18 protein-coding genes are annotated in these 21,618 nt (G+C 67.2%); 8 read left to right on the top strand and 10 right to left on the bottom strand.

Annotation, left to right across the window (positions count from 1 at the left end; genetic code table 11):
• Positions 1-125: 125 nt before the first annotated feature.
• The 6 genes from recF to ACSSVZ_RS07300 all read right to left on the bottom strand — a co-directional run bounded on the left by recF (position 126) and on the right by ACSSVZ_RS07300 (position 7,028).
• Complete coding sequence (recF, locus tag ACSSVZ_RS07275; protein ID WP_453969127.1) at positions 126-1,292, bottom strand: DNA replication/repair protein RecF; 1,167 nt, start codon at positions 1,290-1,292, stop codon at positions 126-128.
• A gap of 17 nt (positions 1,293-1,309) precedes the next feature.
• The gene (gene dnaN, locus ACSSVZ_RS07280) at positions 1,310-2,428 is read right to left on the bottom strand and encodes a DNA polymerase III subunit beta (RefSeq protein ID WP_453969128.1); all 1,119 of its coding nucleotides are present in this window, start codon (positions 2,426-2,428) and stop codon (positions 1,310-1,312) included.
• Between the two features lie 374 nt (positions 2,429-2,802).
• Positions 2,803-4,257 (bottom strand): chromosomal replication initiator protein DnaA, encoded by a 1,455-nt coding sequence (gene dnaA / locus ACSSVZ_RS07285; protein ID WP_453969129.1) that lies wholly within the window; start codon positions 4,255-4,257, stop codon positions 2,803-2,805.
• 142 nt (positions 4,258-4,399) lie between these two features.
• Entirely contained in the window at positions 4,400-4,840 is a 441-nt protein-coding gene (locus ACSSVZ_RS07290) for a rhodanese-like domain-containing protein (RefSeq protein ID WP_453969130.1), read from the bottom strand.
• Positions 4,841-5,561: 721 nt separating this feature from the next.
• Positions 5,562-5,828: a 30S ribosomal protein S20 gene (gene rpsT / locus ACSSVZ_RS07295; RefSeq protein WP_453969132.1), complete on the bottom strand. Its 267-nt coding sequence runs from the start codon at positions 5,826-5,828 to the stop codon at positions 5,562-5,564.
• A 426-nt stretch (positions 5,829-6,254) separates the two neighbouring features.
• Positions 6,255-7,028: an enoyl-CoA hydratase gene (locus ACSSVZ_RS07300; RefSeq protein WP_453969133.1), complete on the bottom strand. Its 774-nt coding sequence runs from the start codon at positions 7,026-7,028 to the stop codon at positions 6,255-6,257.
• Between the two features lie 291 nt (positions 7,029-7,319).
• On the opposite strand from ACSSVZ_RS07300, the gene zapE reads away from it, so the two are divergent.
• The 8 genes from zapE (at position 7,320) to ACSSVZ_RS07340 (ending at position 19,120) form a co-directional block, all read left to right on the top strand.
• The gene (zapE, locus tag ACSSVZ_RS07305) at positions 7,320-8,468 is read left to right on the top strand and encodes a cell division protein ZapE (RefSeq protein ID WP_453969134.1); all 1,149 of its coding nucleotides are present in this window, start codon (positions 7,320-7,322) and stop codon (positions 8,466-8,468) included.
• 139 nt (positions 8,469-8,607) lie between these two features.
• Positions 8,608-9,570 carry a malate dehydrogenase gene (gene mdh, locus ACSSVZ_RS07310; RefSeq protein WP_453969135.1) on the top strand — a complete coding sequence of 321 codons (963 nt, stop codon included), beginning with the start codon at positions 8,608-8,610 and terminating at the stop codon, positions 9,568-9,570.
• 63 nt (positions 9,571-9,633) lie between these two features.
• Positions 9,634-10,824: an ADP-forming succinate--CoA ligase subunit beta gene (sucC, locus tag ACSSVZ_RS07315; protein WP_453969136.1), complete on the top strand. Its 1,191-nt coding sequence runs from the start codon at positions 9,634-9,636 to the stop codon at positions 10,822-10,824.
• 102 nt (positions 10,825-10,926) lie between these two features.
• On the top strand, positions 10,927-11,838 hold the full coding sequence (gene sucD / locus ACSSVZ_RS07320) for a succinate--CoA ligase subunit alpha (protein ID WP_453969137.1): 912 nt from the start codon (positions 10,927-10,929) through the stop codon (positions 11,836-11,838).
• 369 nt (positions 11,839-12,207) lie between these two features.
• Entirely contained in the window at positions 12,208-15,171 is a 2,964-nt protein-coding gene (locus ACSSVZ_RS07325; RefSeq protein WP_453969138.1) for a 2-oxoglutarate dehydrogenase E1 component, read from the top strand.
• Positions 15,172-15,229: 58 nt separating this feature from the next.
• On the top strand, positions 15,230-16,801 hold the full coding sequence (odhB, locus tag ACSSVZ_RS07330; protein ID WP_453969139.1) for a 2-oxoglutarate dehydrogenase complex dihydrolipoyllysine-residue succinyltransferase: 1,572 nt from the start codon (positions 15,230-15,232) through the stop codon (positions 16,799-16,801).
• A 107-nt stretch (positions 16,802-16,908) separates the two neighbouring features.
• The gene (gene lpdA / locus ACSSVZ_RS07335) at positions 16,909-18,309 is read left to right on the top strand and encodes a dihydrolipoyl dehydrogenase (RefSeq protein ID WP_453969140.1); all 1,401 of its coding nucleotides are present in this window, start codon (positions 16,909-16,911) and stop codon (positions 18,307-18,309) included.
• Positions 18,310-18,547: 238 nt separating this feature from the next.
• Complete coding sequence (locus tag ACSSVZ_RS07340) at positions 18,548-19,120, top strand: DUF1003 domain-containing protein (RefSeq protein WP_453969141.1); 573 nt, start codon at positions 18,548-18,550, stop codon at positions 19,118-19,120.
• Positions 19,121-19,171: 51 nt separating this feature from the next.
• On the opposite strand, the gene ACSSVZ_RS07345 is transcribed toward ACSSVZ_RS07340, so the two are convergent.
• From ACSSVZ_RS07345 to sppA, 4 genes are all read right to left on the bottom strand, one after another.
• Entirely contained in the window at positions 19,172-19,570 is a 399-nt protein-coding gene (locus ACSSVZ_RS07345) for a phospholipid-binding protein (RefSeq protein WP_453969142.1), read from the bottom strand.
• A 146-nt stretch (positions 19,571-19,716) separates the two neighbouring features.
• Positions 19,717-20,085, bottom strand: coding sequence for a lipopolysaccharide assembly protein LapA domain-containing protein (locus ACSSVZ_RS07350; RefSeq protein ID WP_453969143.1), 369 nt, complete (start codon positions 20,083-20,085; stop codon positions 19,717-19,719).
• A 153-nt stretch (positions 20,086-20,238) separates the two neighbouring features.
• On the bottom strand, positions 20,239-20,532 hold the full coding sequence (gene ihfB / locus ACSSVZ_RS07355; protein ID WP_453969144.1) for an integration host factor subunit beta: 294 nt from the start codon (positions 20,530-20,532) through the stop codon (positions 20,239-20,241).
• On the bottom strand, positions 20,529-21,530 hold the full coding sequence (sppA, locus tag ACSSVZ_RS07360; protein WP_453969145.1) for a signal peptide peptidase SppA: 1,002 nt from the start codon (positions 21,528-21,530) through the stop codon (positions 20,529-20,531). The genes ihfB and sppA overlap by 4 nt, the downstream gene beginning before the upstream one ends.
• Between the last annotated feature and the right edge of the window lie 88 nt (positions 21,531-21,618).

Here is a 21,618-nt window from a genome sequence, read left to right on the forward strand (position 1 = left end):
CCCTGAGTTTGCGCTGCTGTCGATCTGACGAGCGGCAGCTTCGTCCCGTCTGCCGGCTCACAAGACCCGATCGCCCGGAAAACCGTAAATCAACAGCACGCGACTGCACTGTGACAGCTCGCAGATCAGGTGGACAGGGTGCCCTCGGCGACCTGGAACACCTGGGCGCGGTCGCCCACCGCCTCGAACAGGAGAGGGTCGGTTCCGGTCATGAAGGTCTGGCCGCCGAGGCGGTCGAGCCGGTCGAACAGCGCGGCGCGCCGGCCGGGATCCAGATGGGCCGCCACCTCGTCGAGAAGAAGGACCGGCGCCCGTGCATTCTCCTCGGCAACGAGGCTCGCGTGCGCGAGCACCATGCCGATCAGCAGGGCCTTCTGCTCGCCGGTGGAGGCCTGGGCGGCCGGCATCCGCTTGTCAGCATGGGTGACGACGAGATCGGTCCGGTGCGGCCCGGTCAGGGTGCGCCCGGCAACGCGGTCGCGCGGCCGCCCGTCGTGCAGGAGCCGGCGGAATGCCTCGGCGAGCGCATCGGTGTCGCCGGCGGTCTCGTCCGACAGCGCTTCGACCGCCCCGTCGAGCGCAAGCTCGGCGCGCGGAAAGGCGCTGTCGTCGGCCGGCACTGCGGCAAAGGCGGTTCGGAAGCGGGCGACCAGCCGGGCCCGGGCCCGGGCCATGGCAGCGCCGTGCCGGGCGATCTCCACCTCGATCGCATCCAGCCACGCCGCATCGGCCGAGAGGTCCTCCAGCAGGCGGTTGCGATGGCGCACGGCCTTCTCGTAGGCCGACGCGCGCCGCCCGTGCGCAGCGTCGAGGCCCATCACCAGGCGGTCGAGGAACCGCCGCCGGTCGCCGGTCGGACCGGTGAACAGGCCATCCATCGCCGGGGTCAGCCAGAGGACGTCGAGATGGGCGAGAAGCGCGTCGGAGGTGGCGGCGTCCTCGCCGTCGATGCGGATGCGGCGGCTTCGCGCGGCGCCCGCGCCGAGGTCCGGCTGCAGGCCGGTGCCGATCGCCACGCGCGCGCCCCGGCTTTCCAGGCCGGCGTGGACGGTCCAGCCGCCGGATCCGCCGACCCGCGCGACGGCATCGTAGGTGGCGCGCCGCAGCCCGCGGCCCGGCGACAGGAAGGAGACGGCTTCGAGAAGGTTGGTCTTGCCGGACCCGTTGGCGCCGACAAGCACCACCGACCGGCCGTCGAAGTCAGCCGGCAGCGCCGCGTAGTTGCGGAAGTCGGTCAGGGTGAGGCCAGTCAGTGCCACGCGGGCGACGGACGGGGGGACCGCGTCCGTCATGCCGGGATCCGCCTGGATCACACCCGCATCGGCATGAGGACGTAGAGCGTCCGGTTCTCGCCGATGTCGTGCACGAGGGTCGGCGAGCCGGGATCGGCGAGCTTGAACTCGGCGGTCTCGGTCTCGAGCTGGCCGGCGATGTCGAGCAGGTAGCGCGAGTTGAAGCCGATATCGAGCGGCTCGGCGTCGTACTCGACGACGAGTTCCTCGGTGGCGCTGCCGGAATCCGGGTTGTTGACCGAGAGCACCAGCTTGCCCGGCTGCAGCGACAGCTTCACCGCGCGGCCGCGCTCGCTCGACACGGTGGACACGCGGTCCACGGCGTTGGCGAACTCCTGGCGGTCGACGTGCAGCGACTTGTCGTTGTTCTGCGGGATCACCCGGACATAATCGGGGAAGGTGCCGTCGATGAGCTTGGAGGTGAGCACGACGGTTTCGAACGTGAAGCGGATCTTCGCGTCCGACAGCTCGACCTTCACGGTCTCGTCGGCGTCTTCGATGAGACGCTGGATCTCGCTGACCGTCTTGCGCGGCACGATCACGCCGGGGATGCCGTTGGCGCCCTCCGGTGCCGGCACTTCGGCCTGGGCGAGGCGGTGGCCATCGGTGGCGACGGCGCGCAGCATCGGGCCCTCGGGAGTGTCGACCGAGTGCAGGTAGATGCCGTTCAGATAGTAGCGGGTCTCTTCGGTGGAGATCGCGAACTGGGTCCGGTCGATCAGCCGCTTCAACTGGCCCGCCTTCAGCGCGAAGGAGTGCGAGAAGCTGCCGGTGGTGATGTCCGGGAAATCGGCTTCCGGAAGGATCTGCAGCGAGAAGCGGGAGCGGCCGGCCGACAGCGTCAGCGTGGCGCCGTCGCTGTTGGTCTCCAGCACGATCTGCGCGCCTTCCGGCAGCTTGCGGACGATGTCGTGGAGCATGTGGGCCGGCACCGTCGTGGCGCCGCCCTGTTCGACCATCGCCGGAACCTGCTCGGTCACCTCGATGTCGAGGTCGGTCGCCTTGAGGTTCAGGGCGCTGCCGTCCGAACGGATCAGGACGTTCGACAGAATCGGGATCGTGTTTCGCCGTTCCACGACGCGATGCACGTGGGTCAGCGATTTCAGCAGGTGGGCCCGTTCCAGTGTCGCGCGCATGGCCTTGAGACGTCCGAAATGCTGTTGTCTACGAAGGACGGTCGACGCTTGGGATGCCGTCGGCCGACCCGAGGCTGGTGCTGCCGCAGAAAGCCGGCAGGTCGCCTTCGGGGGAGCGCAAGGTGCCGTCTACGGGGGCGGGATGCAAGCCCTGCGGGCCGCTCATCCGGCGAAAAAGTGCCGCATCGAGGCCTTATCGGAGCCTTTTCCCGATCCGGGTGTCGATCGGCTGCCTCGCGCCGGGGTGGAAACGGCGGCCGGCACATCGGGCCGGACATCCAGCCGCCGTCGGGGCGGACCCGATTCCGCCAGCCCCGGGGGCACCCGAGGCTGGCGGCAAAGCGCTTGCAAGCGCCAGAGGCGCGACCTGCGGGTCAGGCGTCGAGCAGGCGCTTCAGGGTCTCGATATCCTCGGCCAGCGTGCCGTCGGAGCCCATCAGGCTGTCGATCTTGCGAACCGCATGCAGCACCGTGGTGTGGTCGCGGCCGCCGAAGCGCCGGCCGATCTCGGGAAGCGAGCGCGGGGTGAGCGACTTGGCCAGATACATCGCCACCTGGCGGGGACGCACCACGGCGCGGGTGCGGCGCGCCGACAGCAGGTCGGCCTTCGACACGTTGAAGTGCTGGGCAACGACGCGCTGGATGTCCTCGATCTTAGGGCGCCGGCCTTCCCGCGCCTTCAGCAGGTCCTTGAGCGCGCCTTCGGCCATCTGCATGTTGATCGCCGCGCCGGTGAGCTGGTTGTGGGCGACGAGGCGGTTGACGGCGCCGTCGAGGTCGCGGCCGTTGGTCGTCACCGAGCGGGCGACGAACTCCAGCACTTCCGCCGGGAAGTCCAGTTCCGGGAACGCGCCCTTCTGGGCGGCGAGGCGGCGGGTCAGGATCTTGGTGCGCAGGTCGAGGTCCGGCGCGCCGATCTCCACCGACAGGCCGCCGCCGATCCGCGAGCGGACCCGCTGCTCCAGCCCGTCCAGTTCACCGGCGGGCCGGTCGGCGGCGATCACCACCTGCCGGGCGCCGTCCACCAGCGCGTTCAGGGTGTGGCAGAACTCCTCCTGGACCTTGCCGCCGTGCAGGAATTGCAGGTCGTCGATCAAGAGCAGGTCGATGTCGCGCAGCATGTCCTTGAAGACGAGCGCGGTCTGGTTCCGGAGCGCCACCACGAACCGGTACATGAAGTGCTCGGCGGTCAAATAGAGCACGCGGCGGGGCGCGCGCTGGCGCGCCTCGGCGGCGATCGCCTGCAGCAGATGGGTCTTGCCGAAGCCGACCGCGCCGTGGACGAACAGCGGATTGAAGGCGGCCTTCTCGCCCGACGGTGCGAGCGCCACCTTCCGGCCGGCTGCGAGCGCCAGCATGTTGGACGGGCCTTCCTCGAAGCTGTCGAGGGTGAAGCGCGGATCGAGCGGCGAACCGTCGAGCGCATCGTGGGGATCGGGTTCGCGCGGCGTCGGGGTGGTCATGCTCGGCGCGGACGCCGTCGGCAAGTGGCCGGACGGGGTGGCGGACCGGGCGGACGGGGCCGACGCATGCGGACGGGTCGCGGCGCAGGGGCTGCGGACGGCGCTGCGCACGACGTACTCGATGCGCCGGATGTCGCCGGTTTCCTTCTGCCAGAGCTGGACGATCCGGTCGCCGTAGTGGTTCTGCACCCACTGGCGGATGAACGGCGTCGGGACCGACAGCTGCACCACCGAGGCGGCGCGGCTCTCGAAATTGATCCGGGCGAACCAGCTCGAATACACGTCCTCGCCCAGTTCATGTCGCAGGCGCGCTTTCACGCGTCCCCACTGGTGATCCGGGGCTGGTTCGATCTGGGCCGTCGCCATCGTGAAGTCTCCTAATCCGCTTTGTCTTTTGTCCGCCTCAGTGACCGGCCCGGTTATTGTGCGCTTGGTGCGCTAATTATATGAGCCGGCTATGCTTTTTGCGGCGCTGCGCGCCGCGTCAGTCGGTGCTTTCGTCAGGTTGCTAGGATTGAACCCAGGGAAGTCCGGCGGCCTTCCAGCCTGCGACGCCACCGCGATGGTGGTCCGCATCGGGGGGGCCTTCGAAGCCGTCGGAGATGTTGTAGGCCGCCCGGAGACCGGACGCCGTCATGGCGATCGCCGCGGCGCGGCTGCGCGCGCCGGAGCGGCAGAGGAAGAACACGGGGGAATCGGCACCGGCGTTCCGCTCGCGCAGCGCTTCTGCCACGCGGTCGACGAAGCCCGGGTTAACGTCCATCCCGGGAAACTGCTGCCACTCCACCAGGGCCGGCTCCTTGCCGGCGGCGCGCAGGTCGGCCACGCCGACGAACGTCCATTCCGCCCGGGTGCGTACGTCGACGAGGACGGCGGTGTCGTCTTCGGACAGGACCTTCCAGGCGTCGGCGCTGGAGATGTCTCCCGCATAGGCTTGATCGGACGTCATCGACAAAACTTTCCTCGTGATGTCGCTGCAGCAGCGCCATCGAATTCAACGTTCGAATGGTCAAGGCTGAGGCCCTTGCCACCGTGTCGGCGGCTTCGTAGGGCTCAGTTGTGTGATGTCAGAAGGACGGTGTCCCCGTGGCGAATGATAGCAAGTACCACTCTCCATTACTCAAAGCATGAAAAGTATACGCATGATTTACTGTAATTTTTGGATTTATTGTTATCTGCAACAGGTCGCTCCCCGTTGATGACTTGAAGATACACAGGCCGTTGGCGGGCTGCAACCGCCAGAGATGACCAAATCGTAAACGCCGGGTCGCTTCGATGGTTGCCGTCCGGCTCCGTTGGGTCCGGCGAATCGGGCAAGCCATTTCGACTCAAAGGATTCCTGTCTCCGGGGGGGCGCAGACGGGGTCGGGAACAAAGGCGGCAAAAAAATAATCGACAGGCTACTTGACTCTTTGGGGTGTAGGCAAAACCCGGCGACCTTGAATCGACCTATCCCTAAGCCGATGAATTCGCGGAGTTTTTCATGACACGGAGCGGGCGGAGGCGCCGCGCACGACCGGCGGTGGATTTATTAGCCGGGTAAGGCTTGTGGACAAAAGTGGAAACGCACCGGGGCGGCCGTTTCGGGCGTTGGAAGCCAAAAAAAATCGGGCCCGACGATGCCGCCGAGCCCGATTTTTGAACGTCTCGCAAGCGGACGATGTCGGCCGTCAGGCCGGCAGCGCCTTGATGCGCTGAGCCAGTCGCGAAACCTTCCGCGAGGCGGTGTTGCGATGGATGACGCCCTTGGTCGCCGCCCGCATGATTTCGGGCTGCGCCTGATGGAAGGCCGTCTTTGCCGCGGCGGTGTCGCCGGAGCTGATCGCTTCTTCGACCTTGCGCACGAAGCTGCGCATGCGGGACCGGCGCGCCTTGTTCACTTCCGTGCGGCGCTCGATCTTGCGAGTCATTTTCTTAGCCGATCGCGTGTTGGCCATCGACGCTCCTGTCCTTGTTCCGATCGACCCGGTCGAAACCCCCAGCGGTTCCGAGCGAATGATCCCGTTCGCATGTCCGGAACCGCTGTGTCGCGACGGCGTCGTCGCGGGCCGTTCCGGGTCGGTGTGGAGACAAGCCGGCGATCGCGCGGACGCGGACGGGCTGCTCCAGCATGGTGTGTTCGGTCTTCCGATCGTCGGCGACCCGATGGGCCGGCCAGATGCAGAAGGATCCGGTTGCTCGCGGACGCCGCAGCCGCGGTCCGAAACGATGCTTCGGGGAAGCCCGTCTCAACACCGTTGCAGCAGCACGGCATCCTTGGATAAGGGCGCGTCTATACGCCGCCGCGGCGCCCCGGTCAACGGTGAAAGGGCGCCGCCGCAGCGCACACGGGGCCTCGCCAGGCGGAGTTCGGCGCCGTGCCGCTACTTGTTCCGGAACTGCGGGGTCCGCTTGGCGGCGAACGCGTCCATGCCTTCCTTCTGATCGGCGGTGGAGAACATCGCGTGGAACAGCCGCCGTTCGAACCGCACGCCTTCGGCAAGCGTCGTCTCGTAGGCGCGGTTCACGCTCTCCTTGGCCATCATGACGATCGGCTGCGAGAAGTCGGCGATCTTCTCCGCCGCCGCGATCGCCTCGCCGAGCAGTTCGTCGGCGGGGACGACCCGGGAGACCAGCCCGGCGCGCTCGGCCTCCGCCGCGTCCATCATCCGCCCGGTGAGGACCATCTCCATGGCCTTCGACTTGCCGACGAAGCGCGTCAGGCGCTGGGTGCCGCCAGCGCCGGGCATGACGCCGAGGGTGATTTCCGGCTGGCCGAACTTCGCCGTATCGGCGGCCAGGATGAAGTCGCACATCATGGCGAGCTCGCAGCCGCCGCCGAGGGCATAGCCGGCGACGGCCGCGATCACCGGCTTGTGCATCGTCGCGACCTGGTCCCACGAGCCGATGAAGTCGCCGACGTAGGCGTCGACGAAGTCGAGCGTGGCCATCTCCTTGATGTCCGCCCCCGCGGCAAAGGCGCGCTCGGAGCCGGTCAGCACCGTGCAGCCGAGGTTCGGGTCGGCCTCGACGATGCGGAGGGCGGCGACGAGTTCGCCGACCAGCGCCGCGTTCAGCGCATTCATCGCCTTCGGGCGGTTCAGCGTGATGATCGCGACCTTGCCGCGCGTCTCGTAAAGAATGTTCTCGTAGGCCATGGGTCCTCTCCGGGATGCCGTCGGCTGGCCGCGGGCCGGAAGCCGACAGGTGGCCGCGATCGCGCGTGCGCCGCACCGGCGGCACCGGTGCCCAGCGGATCGGGTATCCTGACGAAAGCGGTAGCGAAGCGGCGGGCCCCTTTCAACCTCGATCGGCGGCCGGTACATGGGCTGCAACCAGCGGCCTGCCGCGGCGTTGGCCCCGGCATTTCCCCGCCCGGCGGGATCGGCTAGGTCATGACCGCGATGCGGGCCGCCCCGTCTGCTCATCGGTTCCCAAGGGAATAAAGCATGCCGACAGCCTCCGTGCTCGATCGCTACGACGCGCTGGTCGCCTCCGGAAGCCTGGACCGCGATCCCGCCCAGGAGGCGGTGGCCCAGCGCCTCGGCGAGCTTTGCGACAGCCTCGCCGACCGTCCCGAGCCGGGGCGGTCCGGCAGCATGATCGGCCGGCTCCTGAAGCGGCGTCATTCGGGCGCCGTGCGGCTGAAGGGGCTGTATCTCTGGGGGGAGGTGGGCCGCGGCAAGACCATGCTGATGGACATGTTCTTCGAGGCGGCTCCGGTCGAGCGCAAGCGGCGCGCCCACTTCACCAACTTCATGGCCGACGTCCACGCCCGGGTTCATACGACGCGGCAGGCGATCGCGGCCGGCGAGATCAAGGGCGACGACCCGATCCCGCCCGTTGCCGCCTCGATCGCCGATGAGACCGAGCTCCTGTGCTTCGACGAGTTCTCGGTCACCGACATCGCCGACGCGATGATCCTCGGCCGGCTGTTCACCCGCCTGTTCGAGCGCGGGGTGGTGCTGGTCGCGACCTCCAACGTGGCGCCCGACGACCTCTACAAGGACGGGCTCAACCGGGGCTTCTTCCTGGGCTTCATCGATCTCATGAAGCGCAACGTCGACGTTGCCCGCCTCGACGCCAACGCCGACTACCGCCTCGACAAGCTGGCCGGCACGCCGATGTATTTTCTCACCGGCGACGAGGAGCAGGTGGCGGCGATGGGCCGCCTCTGGCGCCGCCTGCTGGGAGGGCGCGAGCCGGCCGCGGAGAAGCTGACCGTGGTCGGGCATCCGGTCACCGTGCCGCAGGCCGCCGGGGGGCTGGCGCGGTTCGCCTTCGCGGACCTTTGCGAGAAGCCGCTCGGCGCCAGCGACTACCGCGCGATCGCCGATCGCTTTCACACCGTGTTCGTCACCGACGTGCCGCCGCTCTCTCCGGAAAAGCGCAACGAGACGAAGCGCTTCATCACCCTGATCGACGTTCTCTACGACACCCATGTGCGGCTGATCGTGTCGGCGGCGGCCGAGCCCGATCACCTGTTCAGCGGCGACGAGGGCACCGAAGCCTTCGAATTCCGGCGCACGGCCTCCCGGCTGGTGGAAATGCGCTCGGCCGGCTACGTCGAGGCCTGCGAGACGATGCCGATGACTTGATCGGCAAAACCGGCCGAATTGGGCGGGCCTCGTGTCTTGAACCTCTCTGCCAAAGGGAGTAGTGACACCCCCGGTTCGCCCTCCGGCGCCACTCTGTTTTTCTTCTCCGTTTCGCAATCATCACAAGGGGACCGGTTCTATGGCGCGCACGAAAATCGCATTGATCGGCGCCGGCCAGATCGGCGGCACGCTCGCGCTCCTGGCTGGCTTGAAGGAGCTGGGCGACGTCGTCCTGTTCGACATCGCCGAGGGGACGCCGCAGGGCAAGGCGCTCGACATCGCGCAGGCTTCCGCGGTCGAAGGGTTCGACGCCGAGCTCACCGGCGCCAACGGCTATGAGGCCATCGCCGGCGCCGACGTGGTGATCGTGACGGCCGGCGTCCCGCGCAAGCCGGGCATGAGCCGCGACGACCTGCTGGGCATCAATCTGAAGGTCATGGAGCAGGTTGGCGCGGGCATCCGCGACAACGCGCCGAACGCCTTCGTCATCTGCATCACCAATCCGCTCGACGCGATGGTGTGGGCGCTGCAGAAGTTCTCCGGCCTGCCCACCAACAAGGTGGTCGGCATGGCCGGCGTGCTCGATTCCGCGCGCTTCCGCTACTTCCTCGCCGAGGAGTTCAAGGTGTCCGTCGAGGACGTGACCACCTTCGTGCTCGGCGGCCATGGCGACACCATGGTGCCGCTGGTGCGCTACTCCACCGTTGCCGGCATCCCGCTTCCGGATCTCGTGAAGATGGGCTGGACCACCCAGGAGAAGCTCGACCAGATCGTCCAGCGCACCCGCGACGGCGGCGCCGAGATCGTCGGCCTCCTGAAGACCGGCTCCGCCTTCTACGCGCCGGCTTCCTCCGCCATCGAGATGGCCGAGGCCTATTTGCGCGACAAGAAGCGCGTGCTGCCCTGCGCGGCCTACCTCGATGGGGCCTACGGCCTTAACGGGATGTATGTCGGCGTGCCGACCGTCATCGGTGAGGGCGGCGTCGAGCGGATCGTCGAAATCACCCTCGAAGGCGAGGAAAAGACCGGCTTCGACAAGTCGGTCGAGTCGGTGCGCGGGCTGATGGAAGCCTGCAAGGGCATCGCTCCGCAACTGAAGTAACATGCCGAGGGCCGGGTCGCCCGGCCCTCAGATTTTCGCTCCGCGAGAGGCCGGGAGACGCACGTGAACATCCACGAATATCAGGCCAAGGAAGTGCTCAAGGGCTACGGCGCGCCGGTGGCCCAGGGCATTGCCATCACCGATGCCGCCGAAGCTGCGGCTGCGGCGGGCAAGCTTCCCGGACCGCTCTATGTGGTCAAGAGCCAGATCCACGCCGGTGGACGCGGCAAGGGCAAGTTCAAGGAACTCGGCCCCGACGCCAAGGGCGGCGTCCGCCTTGCCAAGTCGGTCGACGAAGTCGTCGCCTTCTCCAAGGAGATGCTCGGCAACACCCTCGTCACCAAGCAGACGGGCGACGCCGGCAAGCAGGTCAACCGCCTCTATATCGAGGACGGGGCCGACATCGACCGCGAGCTCTATCTCTCCCTTCTCGTGGACCGCACGGTTGGCCAGGTGGCCTTCGTCGCCTCGACCGAGGGCGGCATGGACATCGAGACCGTCGCCGAAGAGACGCCGGAGAAGATCCTCACGCTGCCGATCGATCCGGTTGCCGGCGTGACCGAGGCGGACGCGGCGAAGCTCTGCGACACGCTGGGACTCGAGGGTGCTGCCCGCGACGACGGGATGAAGCTGTTCCCGATCCTCTACAAGGCGTTCACCGAGAAGGACATGAGCCTTCTCGAGATCAACCCGCTGATCGTGATGACTGACGGCCGCCTCCGCGTCCTCGATGCGAAGTGCTCGTTCGATGGCAACGCGCTGTTCCGCCACGACGACATGAAGGCGCTGCGCGACGAGACCGAAGAGGACGCCAAGGAGATCGAGGCGTCCAAGCACGATCTCGCCTACGTGGCGCTCGACGGCGACATCGGCTGCATGGTCAACGGCGCCGGCCTCGCCATGGCCACGATGGACATCATCAAGCTGTACGGCTCCGAGCCGGCCAACTTCCTCGACGTCGGTGGCGGCGCTTCGAAGGAGAAGGTGACGGCGGCGTTCAAGATCATCACCGCGGATCCGAACGTCAAAGGCATCCTGGTCAACATCTTCGGCGGCATCATGCGCTGCGACATCATCGCCGAGGGCGTCGTCGCCGCGGTGAAGGAGGTCGGGCTCAAGGTGCCGCTGGTGGTGCGCCTCGAGGGCACCAACGTCGACAAGGGCAAGGCGATCCTCAACGAGAGCGGCCTCGCCATCACGGCGGCGGACGATCTCGACGACGCCGCCAAGAAAATCGTCGCGGCGGTGAAGTAACGGTGTTCTGCGGGGTCCGGACGCGGCCGCCTTCGTGATGACGAGGCGCCGATGTCCGGACCGTTACTTCGCGACTTGATGCATAGGTAAAGAAGGCACGTTATGTCCATTCTCGTCGACAAGAACACCAAGGTGATCGTGCAGGGTCTGACCGGCAAGACCGGCACCTTCCACACCGAGCAGGCGCTCGCCTATTACGGCACCCAGATGGTCGGCGGCACGCATCCCAAGAAGGGCGGCGAGAAGTGGCACGGCACGGCTGGCGGCAACCCCGTCGAGCTGCCGATCTTCGCGTCCGTCGCCGAGGCCAAGGACCGGACCGGGGCCACCGCCTCGGTGATCTACGTTCCGCCGGCGGGGGCTGCTGCTGCCATCGAGGAGGCGATCGACGCCGAGATCGACCTGATCGTCTGCATCACCGAGGGCATCCCGGTGATGGACATGGTCAAGGTGAAGGCGAAGCTCGACAAGTCGACGTCGCGGCTGATCGGCCCGAACTGCCCGGGCGTGCTGACGCCCGAGGAATGCAAGATCGGCATCATGCCGGGCAACATCTTCCGCAAGGGCAACGTCGGCATCGTCTCGCGCTCCGGCACGCTGACCTACGAGGCGGTGTTCCAGACCTCCAACGAGGGCCTCGGCCAGACGACGGCCGTCGGCATCGGCGGCGATCCGGTGAAGGGCACCGAGTTCATCGACATGCTGGAAATGTTCCTCGCCGACGACGCGACCCAGTCGATCATCATGATCGGCGAGATCGGCGGCTCGGCCGAGGAGGACGCGGCCCAGTTCATCGCCGACGAGGCGAAGAAGGGCCGCAAGAAGCCGATGGTCGGCTTCATCGCGGGGCGCACCGCACCGAAGGGCCGCACCATGGGCCATGCCGGCGCGGTGGTCTCCGGCGGCAAGGGCGGCGCGGAAGACAAGATCGCGGCAATGGAGGCGGCTGGCATCAAGGTGTCACCGTCGCCTGCGCAGCTTGGCAAGACGCTCTCGGCCCTCCTGAAGGGCTAGGGACCGGAACCTCCGGACGTTTCGGAGCGCCCGGACCAATATCGCGAGCAATTCCCGTTCGCCCGGATCGTTTCGATCGCGGCGGGAAACGCTCCGGGGCAGTAGCCGTTACGGGCGCCGTCGGGCGACCGAAGCAAGACCCGGTCAGACGGCGACGTCTGACCGACATGAATTGGCCTCAGGGTTGCCTGCCTGGTCCGATCTGATCAGCCGGGTCGGAGCAATCTGGCGGGAATTGCTCTCAGGGCCTCGAAGCTGGGGCGGGGATGTGTTTGGATATGTTGCGTCCGCGGGACGGTGACGCCATCTTGCGGACGGCGCGGCGCAGGACAAGGAGGGGGCCCTACGGGGCCCCGTAGCGTTAAAACGATGGCATCACAGGATCCGAACGAAGCGTTTCGGCAGACGTCCTTTCTCTACGGTGGCAACGCCGCCTATCTCGAAGACCTATACGCCCGCTACCAGACCGATCCGGACTCGCTGGATGCGGAGTGGCGGGCCTTCTTTTCGGCGCTGAAAGACGATAAGAATCAAGTGCTTGCCGAGGCGCGTGGCGCCCCCTGGCAGCGCAAGGACTGGCCGATCCCGATGAACGGCGAGCTGGTCTCGGCGTTCGATACGGACTGGCGGCCGGTCGAAGGCGTGATCGGCGAAAAGATCAAGGCGAAGGCCCAGGAGAAGGGCGTCGAGATCTCCGAGGACGAGGCGCTGCGGGCCACCCGCGACTCGGTTCGCGCGCTGATGATGATCCGCGCCTACCGTGTGCGCGGCCATCTGCACGCCGATCTCGACCCGCTCGGCATCGCACGTCTCGAGGATCACGACGAGTTGAAGCCGGAAAGCTACGGCTTCACCGAGGCCGATCTCGATCGGCCGATCTACATCGACAACGTGCTCGGCCTGGAGTTCGCCTCCATCCGCGAGATGAAGGCGATCCTCAAGCGGACCTACTGCTCGACCATCGGCGTCGAGTTCATGCACATCTCCGATCCGGCCGAGAAGGCCTGGATCCAGGAGCGCATCGAGGGGCCGGACAAGGGCATCGAGTTCACCGACAACGGCAAGAAGGCGATCCTCAACAAGCTGATCGAGGCGGACGGCTTCGAGAAGTTCCTGGGCGTCAAGTACACCGGCACCAAGCGCTTCGGCCTGGACGGCGCCGAGGCGCTGATCCCGGCGCTCGAGCAGATCATCAAGCGCGGCGGCAACCTCGGCCTGCGCGACATCGTGCTGGGCATGCCGCATCGCGGCCGCCTGAACGTGCTCGCCCAGGTGATGGGCAAGCCGCACCGGGCGATCTTCAACGAGTTCAAGGGCGGTTCCTACACCCCCGACGACGTCGAGGGTTCCGGCGACGTGAAGTACCACCTCGGGGCCTCGTCGGACCGCGAGTTCGACGGCAACAAGGTGCACCTGTCGCTGACGGCCAACCCGTCGCATCTGGAGATCGTCGACCCGGTGGTGCTCGGCAAGGTGCGCGCCAAGCAGGACCAGATGTCGGACGCCGAGCGCACGATGGTGATGCCGGTGCTGCTGCACGGCGATGCCGCGTTTGCCGGCCAGGGCGTGGTGGCGGAGTGCTTCGGCCTGTCGGGCCTGAAGGGGCACCGTACCGGCGGGTCGCTGCATTTCATCGTCAACAACCAGATCGGCTTCACCACCAATCCGCGCTTTGCGCGCTCGTCGCCCTATCCCTCCGACGTGGCGAAGATGATCGAGGCGCCGATCTTCCACGTGAACGGCGACGACCCCGAGGCCGTGGTGTTCTGCGCGAAGATCGCGACCGAGTTCCGGCAGCAGTTCCACAAGCCGGTCGTCATCGACATGTTCTGCTACCGCCGCTTCGGCCACAACGAGTCCGACGAGCCGGCGTTCACCCAGCCGCTGATGTACAAGGTCATCCGGGATCACCCGTCGACCCTGGACATCTACGCCAAGCGCCTCGTCGACGACGGGGTCGTGTCGACCGACGAGTTCGACGGCATGAAGCAGGCGTGGCGCGACCGGCTCGAGCAGGAGTACGACGCCGGCGAAGGCTTCAAGCCGAACAAGGCCGACTGGCTCGACGGGCGCTGGAGCGGGCTCGGCATCGCCGACAGCCCGGACGATCCGCGGCGCGGCAAGACGGACGTCGACGCCGACACCCTGAAGCGGATCGGCGAGAAGCTGACGGAAATCCCGGACGGCTTCCAGGCGCACCGGACGATCAAGCGGTTCATGGAGAACCGCGCCAAGATGATCGAGACCGGCGAAGGCATCGACTGGGCGACCGGCGAGGCGCTGGCGTTCGGCTCGCTGCTGGCGGAAGGCTTTCCGGTCCGCCTCTCGGGCCAGGACGTCGAGCGCGGCACGTTCTCGCAGCGTCACTCGGTGCTCTACGACCAGGAGACCGAGGAGCGCTACATTCCGCTCAACAACGTCTCGGAGAGCCAGGCACGCTACGAGGTCATCAACTCGATGCTCTCGGAAGAGGCGGTGCTCGGCTTCGAGTACGGCTATTCGCTGGCCGAGCCGAACACGCTGGTGTGCTGGGAGGCCCAGTTCGGCGACTTCGCCAACGGCGCCCAGGTGATCATCGACCAGTTCATCTCGTCCGGCGAGCGCAAGTGGCTGCGCATGTCGGGTCTCGTGCTGCTGCTGCCGCACGGCTACGAGGGCCAGGGGCCGGAGCATTCGTCGGCCCGCCTCGAGCGCTATCTGCAGCTGTGCGCCGAAGACAACATGCAGGTCGCGAACTGCACAACGCCGGCCAACTACTTCCACATCCTGCGCCGGCAGATCCGCCGCGACTTCCGCAAGCCGCTCATCCTGATGACGCCGAAGTCGCTTCTGCGCCACAAGAAGGCGGTGTCGCGCCTCGACGAGATGACGCCGGAGACGAGCTTCCACCGCATCCTGTTCGACGATCTGGACCCGAACACCGGCCACGAGGGCGGCGGTCTGGTCTCCGACGACAAGATCCGGCGCGTCGTGCTGTGCTCGGGCAAGGTCTACTACGACCTGCTGGAGGAGCGCGAGCAGCGCGGCGTCGACGACGTCTACCTGATGCGCGTCGAGCAGCTCTATCCGTTCCCGTCGAAGTCGGTGCTGAACGAGTTCAAGCGGTTCCCGAAGGCCGAGATGGTCTGGTGCCAGGAAGAGCCGGCGAACATGGGCGCCTGGTCGTTCGTGCGTCCGTTCCTGGAATGGGTGCTCGCGCAGGCCGGCACCAACCAGACGGCGCCGCGCTATGCCGGCCGCAGTGCTGCGGCGTCGACGGCCACCGGCCTGATGTCGAAGCACCTCGCCCAGTTGAAGGCTTTCCTCGAGGAGGCGCTGGGCCCCTCGTCCTGAGGCGGTCCACCGTCCCCCCGACCCCGAATTAGATCACAAGCATACGGAAACAGGCGCCATGGCCAGCGAAATCCGCGTTCCCAACCTCGGGGAATCCGTAACCGAGGCGACGATCGCCCAGTGGTACAAGAAGGAAGGTGACACCGTTGCTCAGGACGAGCCGCTGGTGGAGCTGGAGACCGACAAGGTGACCGTCGAAGTGCCGGCCCCGAGCGCCGGCACGCTGGGCGAAATCGCGGTGAAGTCGGGCGAGACCGTCGAAGTGGGCGCGCTCCTGGGCACGATCTCCGAGGGCGGCGGCGCCGCCGCGGCGAAGACCTCCGGGTCCGACGCGAAGAAGTCGGAAGCTCCGAAGGCCGAAGAGAAGCCCGCGCCGAAGGCCGAGGCGTCCGAGGACAAGCCGGCATCCGGTGGCGGCGAAGCCGTGTCGATCAAGGTGCCGGCGCTCGGTGAATCCGTCACCGAGGCGACGATTGCCAAGTGGTTCAAGAAGGAGGGCGACAGCGTCGCCGAGGACGAGCCGCTGGTGGAGCTGGAGACCGACAAGGTCAGCGTCGAGGTTCCGTCGCCGGCGGCCGGCACGCTCGGGTCGATCTCCGCCAAGGAAGGCGACACCGTCGAGGTCGGCGCGCTGCTGGGCCAGGTGACACCCGGCGCCGGCGGATCGGCGAAGACATCGGCGGCCCCGGCCGAGAAGGGCGAGGCCCCGGCCGCGAAGCCGGCAGGCAAGTCCGACGGCGACATGCCGCCGTCGCCGGCTGCCGGCAAGCATCTGAAAGAGGCGGGCCTCTCCGCCGACCAGGTGTCCGGCTCGGGCAAGCGCGGCCAGGTGCTCAAGGAAGACGTCCTCGCCGCCGTCGAAAAGGGCCTGACGGCCAGCAAGGATGCCGCGCCCAAGGCGCCGCGCGGCCCGTCCAACGAGGAGGACGGCGCGCGCGAGGAACGGGTCAAGATGACCCGTCTGCGCCTGACCATCGCCCGTCGCCTGAAGGACGCGCAGAACGCCGCCGCGATGCTCACCACGTTCAACGACGTGGACATGGGCGCGGTGATGGAGCTCAGGAAGTCCTACAAGGACCTGTTCGAGAAGAAGCACGGCGTCCGTCTCGGCTTCATGGGCTTCTTCGCCAAGGCCGTGATTCAGGCGCTGAAGGAGATCCCGAACGTCAACGCCGAGATCGACGGCGACGAGATCGTCTACAAGAACTACTACCACATCGGCGTGGCGGTCGGCACCGAGAAGGGCCTCGTGGTGCCGGTGGTGCGCGACGCCGACGAGCTGTCGATCGCCGGCATCGAGAAGACCATCAACGACTTCGGCAAGCGGGCCCGCGACGGCCAGCTGAAGCTCGACGAGATGCAGGGCGGCACGTTCACCATCTCCAACGGTGGCGTCTACGGCTCGCTGATGTCGACGCCGATCCTCAACGCGCCGCAGTCGGGCATCCTCGGCATGCATCGCATCGACCAGCGCCCGGTCGTGCACAACGGCCAGATCGTCATCCGGCCGATCATGTACCTGGCGCTCTCCTACGATCACCGCATCGTCGACGGCAAGGAAGCCGTGACGTTCCTGGTGCGCGTCAAGGAAGCGATCGAGGATCCGCAGCGGCTGGTGCTGGATCTCTGATCCGCGAATGACCGACTGATCGAAAGCGGTCCTTCGACCGCGGCTGTTGCGGCGGCGCGGCGCTTGCGGGCGCGCGCCGACCGACCGACTGGAAGAGAGGCACATCCATGTCGAGCTACGACCTCATCGTCATCGGAACCGGCCCTGGCGGCTATGTCTGCGCCATCCGCGCGGCGCAGCTCGGCATGAAGGTCGCCGTGGTGGAGAAGCGCGCCACCCACGGCGGCACCTGCCTCAACGTCGGCTGCATCCCGTCGAAGGCGCTGCTGCACGCCTCCGAGCTCTACGAGGAGGCCGGCCACGGCTTCGCCGGCATGGGCATCAAGGTCCAGCCGGAGCTCGACCTGGCCGGGATGCTGGCCTTCAAAGACGACGGCGTCGACGGCAATGTGAAGGGCGTGGAGTTCTTGCTCAAGAAGAACAAGGTCGACACCTTCCACGGCACCGGAACCATCGAGGCCGCGGGCAAGGTGAAGGTCACCCCGGAAGAGGGCGAGGCCCAGACGCTGGAGACCAAGGCGATCGTCATCGCCACCGGCTCCGACGTGGCGAGCCTGCCGGGCATCGAGATCGACGAAAAGAAGGTGGTGTCGTCCACCGGCGCGCTGTCGCTGCCGGAGGTGCCGAAGCGTCTGCTGCTGATCGGCGGCGGCGTGATCGGCCTGGAGCTCGGTTCCGTCTGGCGCCGCCTCGGCGCCGAGGTGACGGTGGTCGAGTTCCTCGATCGGATCCTGCCGCCGGAGGACAAGGAAGTCTCCAAGCAGTTCCAGAAGATCCTGCAGAAGCAGGGGATGACCTTCAAGCTGTCCTCGAAGGTCACCGGCGTGACCCCCGAGGGCGATGCGCTGAAGGTTACCGTGGAGCCGGCCAAGGGCGGTGACGCGGAGACGCTGGAAGCCGACGTCGTGCTCGTCTGCGTCGGCCGGCGCCCGTTCACCGACAACCTCGGCCTCGACGAGGTCGGCGTCGAGCGCGACGACAAGGGCCGGGTGAAGACCGACGGCCATTTCAAGACCAACGTCGACGGCATCTACGCGATCGGCGACGTGATCACCGGGCCGATGCTCGCCCACAAGGCGGAGGACGAGGGCGTCGCGGTCGCCGAGATCCTCGCCGGCCAGGCGGGCCACGTGAACTACGACGTCATCCCGAGCGTGGTCTACACCTATCCCGAGGTCGCGTCGGTCGGAAGGACCGAGGAGCAGCTTAAGGCCGACGGCGTCGCGTACAACGTCGGCAAGTTCCCGTTCCTGGCGAACGGCCGCGCCAAGGTGAACCGCACCACCGATGGCTTCGTGAAAATCCTGGCCGACGCCAAGACCGACCGGGTCCTCGGCGTGCACATGATCGGGCCCGATGTCGGCAACATGATCGCGGAAGTCGCCCTCGCCATGGAATTCGGCGCCTCCGCCGAAGACATCGCCCGCACCTGCCACGCGCATCCGACGCTACCGGAGGCGGTCAAGGAAGCGGCGATGGCCGTGGACGGCCGCGCCATCCACATGTGAGTTCGCCCGCCCTGTGCCCTCGGCGCTGGCCGGGCCTCCAACGCCACTCGCAGCACGCGCAAGCGCCCGCATCCTCGATGCGGGCGTTTCGCGTTTCGGCCCCGCCGCGCAACCGCGCGGCCCTCGCCCGGCCGTCATCCGGGCGCTAGGCTCGCTGCCATGGACCGACTCGCGATGCCGGTTCAGGTCGGCCGGCGTACCGGGGACGGATGCGGGGCGTGCGCTCGGAGAGATCGAAATGGACCAGAACGTCAGGGGCCTGGCTGAGCGGCTGCTGCAGCGCGGCTACGAGGACCTGCCTGAGCGGGAGAAGCGCGTCCTGCGCCAGGTGGCGAAGCGGGTGGCCATCTCCCAGAACGTCAACGAGCGCTTCCGCGAGAAGCTGACGTTCGGCGAGTGGCTGGCCGACAGGGTGGCCGCCTTCGGCGGGTCCTGGAGCTTCATCATCCTGTTCTTCGCGGTGCTGCTGCTCTGGGTCGTCCTGAACACCGTCTGGCTGTCGAAGAGCGAGGTGTTCGACCCCTATCCGTTCGTCTTCCTGAACCTCGTGCTGTCGATGCTTGCGGCGATCCAGGCGCCGGTGATCATGATGTCCCAGAACCGGCAGGCCCAGAAGGACCGTCTGGCCGCCACCTACGACTACGAGGTCAACCTCAAGGCCGAGGTGGAGATCATGAACCTTCACGAGAAGATGGACGACGTCCGCATGCGCCAGCTGGAAACGCTGCTGCGCCTGCAGACCGAGCAGCTGGACTGCCTGAAGGGGCTGCTGCAGCGGGCCGGGGTCCCGGATGGCGAATACCCGGACTGAGGGCCGCCGGTAGCGCCGCGCGCCGCGGCCTTCACCTCACTTGGCGATGCGTCAGGGATACTTCTTGCGGGCGGTTGCCTTGGCGATCGACTTTCCCTCGGCGTTGCGGACATCCGCCGTCCATTCGTAGGTGTGGGTGCCGTTCGGCGGGCAGGGGCTGCTGTACTTGAACGCGCCCGGCGCGATGGTCGATCCGCCGGAGTAGGCCACCTTGCCGCCGCCGTGGTTGAAGTTGGGAACCGCGAGGTCGACCATCTTGAAGCGTATGCTGGCCGCGCCCTGCGGCACGTTGCGGAGCTCGAAGGCCGGACTGGCGACCGTCAGCGGCCGCCCCGTCGTGCACCGGGGAAAATCGCCCCAGGCGAATGCGAAGGAAAAGTCGGCGGCCTGGCCAGCCGTTGCCGTGATCGCGACGAGACCGGTCGCGACGATCCAAGATCGGATACGCATAGGCCCTCCTGGGTGATGGCAGCAGACCGGGCTGGCGCGGCGCGGGAACGAGGGGACACAGACGTTTCCGCCGGCGTTCTGCACCGAGCCACAGTGGTCCAGATCGAGATCTGCTTCAAGCGATTGGCGCAGGGCCGAGGGCGGCGTCAGGCGCGGTGGGTGAGGCCCAGCGGCGCAGCGCGACGGGAGGCGGGCAGGGCCGCCACGGTCGGCTCCGGCGGAGCCTTGCGGATCGTCTCGACCTCCTCGCGAAGATGACGGGCCTCGGCCCGCTTCCGGCGGGCTTCCCGGCGGAAGCGTCCCTGGCGCAGCCAGACCGACACGCCGCCGAGCACGACGCCGATGGCCAGGCACGCGAAGATCACCCAGTAGAGCGGAATGGAGATCGCCAGTCCGCTCTCGGCCGGCCGGAAGGGGTCGAGGGACAGGCGCACGGGCCCCCGGTTGGCGACCGCCAGCAGCGCAAGGAGGACGGCGATGGGAAGGAAGATCAGGGTCTCGATAAAGCGCTTCACGACGGTACAGTCTCCTGATCAGCCCGCGGTCGAACGATAACACCTGGAGCGGGAGGAGGAACAGTGGGCGCCGGTCTTGCGCCCGCATCCCGCTCTAGAATCGAGGCACGGCGCCATCCCGTCGATCCGGCGTCTGAGCCCGATCGGAAGGCACTATTCCCCGTCGTATCCGTTGTTGAGACGCTCGCGCATCTCCTTGCCCGTCTTGAAGAACGGGACGTGTTTCGCATCGACGTCGACCTGATCGCCGGTGCGCGGATTGCGCCCGATCCGCGGCGGTCGACTCTTCACGGAAAAGGCGCCGAAGCCGCGCAACTCCACCCGGTCCCCGCGGGTCATGGCATCGGAAATCTCGTCGAGGATCGCGTTGACGATGTTCTCGACGTCACGCTGGTAGAGATGCGGGTTCTGCTCAGCAATCCGCTGCACCAATTCCGATTTGATCATGGGACCCGCCTCTGTCGCCCAACGTCTTCGGGTGGATTTGGACCGTGCCAAAGGGACACCAGACCGTCAAGCTGCACGGGCCCACCAAGTGAAAAGGCACGCGCGCCATCGAGGCCGACGGCGCCAAGCAGCCGATCGGCGATCCCGTAGGCGATCCGCGAGGTGAACGGAAGATCCTCGAATTCGTCGGTCGTCTCCCAGGTCCGCACCGGCAAGGTGACGTCGACGCCACGCTCGCGGCCGAGCCAGTCGACGGCCTGCGCCTGGTCGCCGATCTCGTCGATGAGCTTGGCCTCCAGGGCCTGGTGGCCGGTGAAGACGCGTCCGTCGGCGAGGCCGCGGGCCGTCGCGTCATCGAGCTTGCGGCGCTCCACGACCAGGCCCACGAACCAGTCGTAGGAATCCATCACGATGCCCTGCAGCATGTCGACGGCGGCCGGCGGGGCGGGGTCGAAGGGGGAGGGCTCGGCCTTCAACGGGCCGCTGTGGACCATGTTGACCTCGACGCCGAGCTTGGCGAGCAGGTCGTGGATCTGCCCGTACTGCATGAGCACGCCGATCGAGCCCGTCAGCGACGTGTAACGGGCGACGATGTGGTCGGCCGAGAGCGCGATCATGTATCCTGCGGAAGCACCAAGCGTGCCAATCTGGGCGACGACGGGTTTCTTTTCCGCCAGCTTGCGCAGCGCGTTGTAGGTGACCTCGCCGCCGGTGGTGCTGCCGCCCGGCGAATTGATGTAGAGGATCACGCCCTTGACGTTGTCGTTCAGCGCCAGCTTGTCGATCAGTTCGACGGTGTCGCGGTCGTCGGTGATCACGCCTTCGATGGGCAGCCGCGCAATCTGCGGGGCGTTCCGGCCGAGTGTGTCGCCGCCCAGGACGGCGAAGGCGATCCCGGCGATCGCCGCCACGATCGCCACGACCGCAAGCGCGCGCCAGACCGTAACCGACCGGCGCAGCCTGCGGCGATCGACCAGGACATCGGCATCAAGGCTCATTGCGGTCTCCTTTCCCGGCTCCGTTTCCGGGAGCGGACGATCGGTTCCGGCGGTCGCCGTCGGCAGCCGGAACGGGCGCGACCATACA

The sequence above is a fragment of the Amorphus sp. MBR-141 genome, assembly GCF_053628695.1.